6 protein-coding genes are annotated in these 8,188 nt (G+C 68.7%); 1 reads left to right on the forward strand and 5 read right to left on the reverse strand.

What is annotated here, in order from left to right; translation table 11 throughout:
• Positions 1–80 precede the first annotated feature (80 nt).
• From VKH46_12915 to VKH46_12935, 5 genes are all read right to left on the reverse strand, one after another.
• On the reverse strand, positions 81–443 hold the full coding sequence (locus VKH46_12915; protein HKB71739.1) for a PadR family transcriptional regulator: 363 nt from the start codon (positions 441–443) through the stop codon (positions 81–83).
• Between the two features lie 402 nt (positions 444–845).
• Positions 846–2,180: an EAL domain-containing protein gene (locus tag VKH46_12920; GenBank protein HKB71740.1), complete on the reverse strand. Its 1,335-nt coding sequence runs from the start codon at positions 2,178–2,180 to the stop codon at positions 846–848.
• Complete coding sequence (locus tag VKH46_12925) at positions 2,177–2,560, reverse strand: response regulator (GenBank protein HKB71741.1); 384 nt, start codon at positions 2,558–2,560, stop codon at positions 2,177–2,179. The genes VKH46_12920 and VKH46_12925 overlap by 4 nt, the downstream gene beginning before the upstream one ends.
• Positions 2,557–4,878 carry a response regulator gene (locus VKH46_12930; GenBank protein ID HKB71742.1) on the reverse strand — a complete coding sequence of 774 codons (2,322 nt, stop codon included), beginning with the start codon at positions 4,876–4,878 and terminating at the stop codon, positions 2,557–2,559. The genes VKH46_12925 and VKH46_12930 overlap by 4 nt, the downstream gene beginning before the upstream one ends.
• A complete protein-coding gene (locus tag VKH46_12935; GenBank protein ID HKB71743.1) occupies positions 4,875–6,398 on the reverse strand; it encodes an ABC transporter substrate-binding protein in 1,524 nt (507 codons plus the stop codon). Before VKH46_12935 ends, VKH46_12930 begins: the two co-directional genes overlap by 4 nt.
• Before the next feature lie 97 nt (positions 6,399–6,495).
• Here VKH46_12935 and VKH46_12940 point away from each other — a divergent pair, with 97 nt between their 5' ends.
• Complete coding sequence (locus VKH46_12940; GenBank protein ID HKB71744.1) at positions 6,496–8,001, forward strand: ABC transporter substrate-binding protein; 1,506 nt, start codon at positions 6,496–6,498, stop codon at positions 7,999–8,001.
• The last annotated feature ends 187 nt before the right edge of the window (positions 8,002–8,188 follow it).

Genomic DNA, 8,188 nt, shown 5'->3' on the forward strand with positions numbered 1-8,188 from the left:
GATCTCCCGCTCGGTATCGGCGTCGAGCCGCTCGCGGATGAAGAGGTTCCGGATCCGCCTTCCGAGCCTCGTCGGGATCTTCATGGAATCGCCTCCTGGCCCGCGAGCCGAAGAACGCGCGCGACCGCCGCGGAGAGGCGCTCCCAGTTCGCGGTTTCCACCTCGAGCTGCCGCTCGCCGGCCTTCGTGAGCGCGTAGAACTTGGCCTGCCGGTTGTTCTCGGAAACGCCCCATCGCGCGTCGACCCGGCCGGCGACCTCCAGCCGCGCGAGCGCCGGGTAGAGCGAGCCCTGGTTGACCTGCAGCACGTCGCGGGAGATCTGCTGGATCCGCTGCGAGATCCCCCACCCGTGCATCGGTCCGAGGGAAAGGGTCCTCAGGATGAGCAGATCCAGCGTCCCCTGCAGGAGATCGGACTTCGGCGCGGGCTTCGGCTTGGCCATTCTCTTCTCCTAGACGTTCGACAGGAGAAAAGGTTTCACGAGCCCCTCTCGTTTGTCAACGAGAGAGCGCCGTCGCGAGTCGGTGAGTCGCGAGTCGAAGTCCTGCGGCCACGGGTCGAAATTCGCATGGATGAAATTCGGGAAATGGAAGTCATGAAACGGCTTAGCGATGGGCGGATCGATCCGAGAGCTGGCCGGGGGAAGCAAGACGATGAGACGGCGAGACGCGAGCCCGACGGGATGCGGGTCGCCGGCGGCGCCCACAGGCGTACCGAAACGGTGCGTCGAAGGGCGACGCGGGCGGCACGCGCCGTGGGCCTTCGCACTGCCGTGCGCGGCGATCGACGCGCTCGGCGCTTTGGGCGCCGGCTGCTCGATATCGGGCTCGATGTATCGCCGCGTCTACGCGGTCTTGACGTGCTTGAGCGCCTCCGCCAGCGGCGTCGGGCGAGCCAGGAAGAACCCCTGCCCGTACGGCACGCCGAGCTCGATCAGCGTTTCGAGCTCCTCTTCCGTCTCGATTCCTTCCGCGATGACGTGGGTGTGGGTCTTCGTCGCGAAGGAGAGCATTGCGTCGAGCAGGTCGCGCTTGATCCGGTGGTTCTGGATCTCGTGCACGAAGACGCTGTCGAACTTCAGGTAGTCGGGCTGGATCTCGGCCAGCGACGAGAAGGAGGCGTACCCGGTTCCCATGTCGTCGACCGCGATCAGGAAGCCCTCCCGGCGCAGCTCCTGCAGCACCTTCGTGAAGAGCGCCTGGTGGAGCGCGTAGGTGCGCTCCGTGATCTCGACGACGATGCCGGAAGGCTCGAAGCCCTTCTGACGGACCTGCCGCTCGAAGATTCCCTCGAGGAACTCGTCGTCCGACGCGGCCGCGGGCGACAGGTTCACGAAGAGCAGCTGGCCGGGCGTGATCCCGCCCGCTTCCTCGAGGATTCGCCGGCGGCAGACCCGTTCGAGCGGCAGGAGGAGGTCGGCGCGTTCGGCGAACGCGAAGAGGGTCTCGCCGCTCTCGAAGCCGCTCCCGGGCGGTCCCCAGGAGAGCGCCTCGAAGGCGCACACCCGGTTCGTGGCGAGCTCGAAGATCGGCTGGAAAACGGGCGTGATCCGCGAGTCGGCGATGATCTTCCGGAGCACGTCGGTTCCGCGGAGCTCCGCCCGGGCCGTGCGGTCGTAGACCTCGCCCCGCGCCTCCCGGACGCCGCGATAGATGAGGCGCTCGACCCGCACCTTCGGGTCGGCGAAGATCACGGAGGCGCCGACGTAGTTCCGGAACCGGTCCGCCGAAGGCAGCCGCTGGGAGAAGAACTTCTTGACGTAGTGGTCCAGGCGTTCGGCGCGCTCGGACAGCCACTCGGTGGGAGAGCCCGTCTCGATGCGCTCCGCGTCGAGCGGGAGGAAGAGGAAGACTTCATCGGCCCGGACGCCGGGCAGGCAGAGGAGCCCCTCGGGGACGACGCCGTTGCCCCGATCCCCTTTGAGAGCGCGGATGAACTCGACGACCAGACGATCGTACGCCTGCCATCCCCACGACTCCTCCAGCCGGCGTTCCGCGTAGAGCGAGAGGGTGAAGACCCCGAGCGGGAGCCCGCTCTCGAGTTGCCGGCGCAGCTCGTCGACGATCCCGGCGAGCGTCGGGAGCCCCGTTTCCGGGTCGTTCAAGCGCGAGCGGTACTGGAGCCATTCGGCCCGGAGACGCCCGGTCTCGTCCCGGTCGAAGTCGGCGGGGGAGTTCACGCCTGCCTCCCGAGGATCGAGCGGACCTCCGAAACGACTTCCGCGGGGGAAAACGGCTTCTCGACGTAGGAGACCGCGCCTTCCTGGAGGCCGATGATCTTGTCGCGTCCCTCGGTGCGGGCGGAGATCATCGCGACGGGGATGGCGGCCGTGCGCTCCTCGACCTTGAGGGCCCGCAGGACCTGCCACCCGTCCATCTCCGGCATCATGACGTCCAGGAGGATCACGTCGGGGACCTCGTCGTAGGCGAGGGTGAGCGCCGTGGGGCCGTCCGCGGCGACGAGCGTCCGAAAGCCTTCGGTTTCGAAGACGACGGTCAGGAGGTCGAGGACGTCGTCCTCGTCGTCGACGATCAGGATGCAGGGTCGCGCGCCGCTCACGACGCGGCCTCCGCGCGGGGAGGAGGCGGCGGCGCGAGCGCGGCGCGGATCTCCGCGAGGAGGCGGTCGAGCCCGCCGGTCTTCCCGAGATAGCTGCGGACGCCGAGCCGCAGCCCTTCGGCGACATCCTCCGGGCTCTCGCGGGCGCTCAGCACGATCACGGGAACGTCGGCCAGGGCGGATTCGCGCAGCCGGCGCAGGACCTCCCAGCCGGTCATTCCGGGCATCATAACATCGAGGATGACGAGGTCCGGACGCTCTCGCGGCGCGAGCTCGAGCGCTTCGCGGCCCGACGCCGCCGTGATCGTCCGGTAACCGCGCGACGAGAGCATGTCCGCGAGATGGGACGTGACGTCCGGCTCGTCGTCGACGACGAGGATCGTCGCGCTTGAGGGATCGCGGCGCGCGAGCGCGGTCTCCACCGCCTCGACGAGGGCCGCCCCCTCGACCGGTTTCATCAGGTAGTTGTGCGCTCCGAGTCGGAAACCTTCCGCCTTCTCGTTGACGACCGTGACGAGGAGCGTCGGGATCGCGCGGGTCTCGGGATCCGCCTTGAGGGCCTGGAGGACGTCGAATCCGTCGCGGTCGGGGAGAAAGACGTCGAGAAGGATGAGATCGGGCCGGGCGGAGCGCGCCAGCGCGAGACCCTGATCCGCGGTCGACGCGACGACGACGTCGCGACCATCGCCGCGCAGCGCGTCGACGAGATAGGACAGGAAGTCGGCGTCGTCGTCGATCGCGAGGATCCGGACGGGATGCGGCTCCCGCGGGCCCTCGCCCGCCGGCAGCTCCGGGTGCGAGACGCGCCCGGCCGCGACCGGCAGCGCGAAGCGGAACACCGTGCCGCCGCCCGGGCGGTCCTCCACGTCGATGGCGACGTGGTGCGCGTCGAGGATCGACTTCACGATCGCGAGGCCGAGCCCGACCCCGCCGAACCGCCGCGCCGCCCCCGCCTCGATCTGGTAGAACTTCGTGAAGATCCGTTCCCGCTCCGGCCCCGCGATGCCGATCCCGCTGTCGGCGACGGCGATCCGGACCTCGCGGCCCGACACGTCGGGCTCGGCCGTCACCCAGATGCGTCCGCCCGAAGGAGTGAACTTGATCGCGTTGACGACGAGGTTCTCGAAGACCTGGACGAGCCGATCTCGGTCGCCGACGACCGCCGGCAGGGGATCGGCGATCTGCGGCTCGAGCCGGACCTTCTTTTTCCGGACGTCCGCCTCGAGCGAAGCGAGCGTCTGGCGGAGCACGAGGTCGACCCGGAAGGGGGCCGGGTTGATCGCGACGCGCCCGAGCTCCATCCGGGAGAAGTCGAGGAGCATGTTGATGTTCTTGTTCAGCCGGTCGATGTTGCGCAGACAGATCGAGAGCGCCCGTCCCTGCTCCGCGCTGACCGGGCCGAGATTGCCGTCGCTCATGAACTCGACGTAGCCGCGGATCGCCGACAGCGGCGTCCGGAGCTCGTGGCTCACGTTGGCGAGGAGGTCCGTCTTCAGCCGATCGAGCGTCTTCAGCTCCTCGTTGGCCGTTTCGAGCTTCTGGACGTGCTCCTCGAGACGGCTGGCCATCCGGTCGAACGTCTGCGAGAGCTCGTCGATCTCGAGCGAACCCGCCGAGACCGCGATCTCGCGCCGGCGCCCCTGCTCGAACGACCGCACCCGCTTCGTCAGCTCCTCGATCGGGCGGGCGACGCGGGTGCCGAGGCCGCGCGCGACGATCGCCATGATGACGAGCGAGCCGGAGAGGAGCACCGCGACCGGCAGGGCGGTCGCGCGGACCGCGGCGTCGAGCGACCGGTAGGTGAAGACGTAGAGCACCGAGTAGGGGTGACGCCCCCACTCCTCGATGAACGGCGAGACGATCAGCAGGAGGTTGCCGAGCCGGGGGTCGCGCTCGTGGAAGACCTGGGCGTTGAGCTCCGCGGTCGCGTCGACGAGCCGCGGATCCTCGATCCGCCGCTCGGGACGGTTCTCCTGGAGGTTGTAGTCCATGCTCTCGGACGAGTCGTAGAGCACGTGGCCGTCGACCGAGAGGATGAGGATGCGGCGGACGTCCGGGTTCCACGTCATCGTGCGGCGCACGATCTCCCGGAACTTGTAGGAGCCGGAGTGGTAGTAGACGCGGTACTGCTGACAGATCTGGTCGTTCGTCGTCTCGGCGAACATGAGCGCGGTCTGCTCGAGGAGCTGCTTCTGGTCGCGGTAGCGAACGACGATCATCGTCGCCGCGACGAGCACGAGGAGGATTCCCGTGACGCTCGCGAGGACGAGCTCGAACCGCTTCTTGAGCGGACGGCTCCGCGGGGCTTCCGCGCTCATCGCAGCCGGACCTCCGGGAGCCAGATCTCGCCGTCGGCGCGCGGCTCCCAGACAACGTCGCGCGTCAGGACGTACCGATCCTCCGGAACGTAGAGCGGAATGTAGGGGAGATCGGCGACCGCGATCGCCATGGCCCGCTTCTCGATCTCGACCCGCGCGCCCGGATCGATCGTCGCCACGAGCTGCTCGATCAACCGGTCGAGCTCGGGATTCGAATAGCCGGTCCCGTTGTCGCGGCCGAGACCTCCCGGCCCTCCGCGCGTGTGGAGCGACGATTCGAAGAGCTCGGCCGATTCCCCGGACGTGCAGACCCAGCCGGTCAGGTGGAAATCGGAGCTCCCCTTGTCGATGCGGTCGTAAAACCGCTCCTTCGGCCAGAATTTCGTCGTCACGCGGATGCCGCCCTCCCCGAGCTGCTCGACGAGGTTTCGGATCATCGGAGTCGAGGCCTCGCTCTGGATGTCGAGGACCATGTCGACTCCGTCCGGATGTCCGGCTTCCGCCAGCAGCGCCCGCGCCCGGGCGGGATCGTGGATCGGGAGCGCGATCGACGAGTTGTACCCGATGACGTCCGGCGGGACGTACTGCGACGCGGGGAAGCCGTGATTGGCGGCCCCCTTCCGGAGGAGCTCTTTCAGGTCGATCGCGAGCCGGATCGCCTCCCGGACGCGGTGGTCGGCCAGGGGATTGCCGGGGCGGGGGGCGACGTTGATGCCCAGATAGGAAACCGTGAGGCTCGGGCGTGCGATGAGCCGGAGGCGCGGGTCGGCGCGGTGCTCCTCCCATCCCTGGCGCGGGCCCTCGAGGAGCACGGTCGGGCGATTTTCCGAGACGAGCCTCCAGCGCGCCTCCGGCTTCTCGACCGAGCGGAAGACCGCCCGCGCCATGGCCGGTTTTCCGCCCCAGTACCCGTCCCATGCCGCGACCTCGACGCGGTCTCCCGGCGTCCAGCCGACGAAGCGGTACGGTCCGCTCCCGACGGGATGCCGGAAGAACTCGGCGTCGCCTTCGCGCGTCAGCCGCTTCCCGGGAAGGATGTAGACGAACGAAAGCCGGGTGAGCAGAGGCGTCGGCTCGTCCGTCTCGATCTCGACCGTTTCGGGGTCGGGAGCGTCGATCCGCCGGATTCCCGAGAGGAACGGGTAGATCTCGGATTCGGGATGCGCGAGCACGCGGCGCAGCGTGAAGACGACGTCCTCCGATGTGAGCGGGCTGCCGTCGTGGAACCGGACGCCGGGACGCAGATGCAGCCGCCAGGTCCGCTCGTTCGGGTTCTCCCAGCGCACCGCCAGCGCCGGCTGGAGGGTCATGTGCTGGTCGAACCGGAGCAGCGGATCGAAGAGGTTCATCGACACGATGTCGTTGACCACTTCGAACGCGCGGTTGGGGTCCAGAGTGGTGATGTCGGAGCTCTGGACCACGGAGAGCGGGGGCGCGTCGCCGCGGCGCGCGCATGCCGCGGCGCAGACGAGCGCCGCCGGCGCCAGGAGGCGGATGGTCCACCGGAACGTCGATTTCATCGGGCGGCTCAGGTGCGGCGAGTATATCGCACCGGTCGGGCGCCGAGCCGCGGTATAGAATGGAGACCGTCAGCATCGAGAAGCAGCCGAGAAGCAGATGAAGCAGGGGTCCCGGTGGGCACCGATCCTCGCACTCGCGGTCTGGGCCGGCGGTTGCTCCCGGCCGCAGCCTCCCGCCGCGACGCACCTCGCGATCGGACAGCTGACGTCGGCGACGACGCTCGATCCCCATCTCCAGGACGACGAGCGGACCTACTCCACGCTCGACCACTTCTACGACAAGCTCGTCGGGTTCGGGCCGGAGATGCAGATCGTGCCGGAGCTCGCCGTGCGATGGGAGAACCTTTCCGACACCGAGTGGCGATTCCACCTGCGGCGCGGCGTGGTTTTCCACGACGGGCGGCCGTTCGGAGCCGAGGACGTCAAGACGTCGATCCGTCGGGCGCAGACGCTCGCGGGATCGATGGTGAGCTACTACGTCCAGTCGATCCGAGAGGTCCGCGTCATCGACGACCTGACGGTCGCGCTGCTGACCCGTGACCCGAGCCCGGTGCTCCTGAACAAGCTGGTCTTCATCGCGATCGTCCCGCGCGACACCGCGGAGGCGCCGATCACGAATCCGGTGGGGACGGGTCCGTATCGCTTCGTCGGCGGAGCGCCCGGCCAGACGATCGAGGGGCGGCGATTCCGGCGGTTCTGGGGGCCGCGGCCGGAATTCGACCGGGTGCGGATCGTCTCTCTTCCGGATGCGCGGGAACGGGCGCGTGCGGTGCTCGACGGGCAGGTGGATGCCGTGGGCCGTTTCCCGGAGGAGTTCTGGGAGTGGGCGTCGGGCCAGAAAACGATGCGGCTCGTCTCCCGTCAGGGGATCTCCGAGGTGCTGCTCGGTTTCTCCGTCAAGCCGGGGAGCCCGTTCGCCGATCCCCGGGTGCGCGAAGCCGTGGCGCTTTCCGTCGACCGGAAGGAAATCGCCGTGAGCGGCTTGAAAGGTCTCGCCGCGCCGCTCGATCAGCTCGTGCCGCCGAGCGTCTTCGGCTATTCGAGCCGTCTCTCTCCGATGCCGTTCGATCCCGCCCGCGCGCGCCGGCTCCTCGCCGAGGCCGGCGTCGGCGGCGGTTTCGAGACGCCGATCCTGGTTCCCGATTACCTCCGCGGGATCGCGGACGTGCTGCAGAAACGGCTCGCGGCGCTCGGCATACGTCTGAAGCCGGACGTCCGTCCGTTTTCCGAGTTCAACCGGAAGTGGCGCGGCGAGGACGTTCCGATGACGCTCTTCGGATGGGGGGCGGCTACCGGGGATGCGTCGGATTTCCTGGATGCGCTTCTCCACTCGCCAGAGAACGGCTACGGCCGTTCGAATCGGTTCGGCTATGCGAATCCGGAGATGGACCGGCTGATCGAGCTCTCCGACCGTACGCTCGACCCGGCGGCGCGCCAGGAATCGATCACGAACGCGCAGGAAATCCTGCGGCGCGACCTTCCTTTCATCCCCCTCGTCCTGCGGTACGACCTCTATGCGCTCCGGCGGAACCTGGTCTGGACACCGCGGCCGGACCGGAAGGTACGGGCCTTCGATTTCAAGCTCGCGCAGCCCGCGGGATAGCGGGACGGAGGAGGCGATGCCGACAGGAGCGGGTCCTGTCGCGGCGCGCCCCGGCAGGCTCGGCCGGCGCGTGTGGAGGAAATTGTTACAGACCGGTGCGCGGCGGCCGACTCCCGCCGGGAATCGCACCGCGCCACCCGCTCGACGCTCGCGACTCTGACTCGCTACCCGCGGCAGACGCTCGCTT

The organism is Thermoanaerobaculia bacterium (genome assembly GCA_035260525.1).
GTDB lineage: Bacteria > Acidobacteriota > Thermoanaerobaculia > UBA5066 > DATFVB01 > DATFVB01.

Bases quoted from the DNA above. Each gene is read 5' to 3' on its own strand.
- VKH46_12915 (HKB71739.1), bottom strand. From the start codon at position 443: ATGGCCAAGCCGAAGCCCGCGCCGAAGTCCGATCTCCTGCAGGGGACG.
- VKH46_12930 (HKB71742.1), bottom strand. From the start codon at position 4,878: ATGAGCGCGGAAGCCCCGCGGAGCCGTCCGCTCAAGAAGCGGTTCGAG.
- VKH46_12935 (HKB71743.1), bottom strand. From the start codon at position 6,398: ATGAAATCGACGTTCCGGTGGACCATCCGCCTCCTGGCGCCGGCGGCG.
- VKH46_12940 (HKB71744.1), top strand. From the start codon at position 6,496: ATGAAGCAGGGGTCCCGGTGGGCACCGATCCTCGCACTCGCGGTCTGG.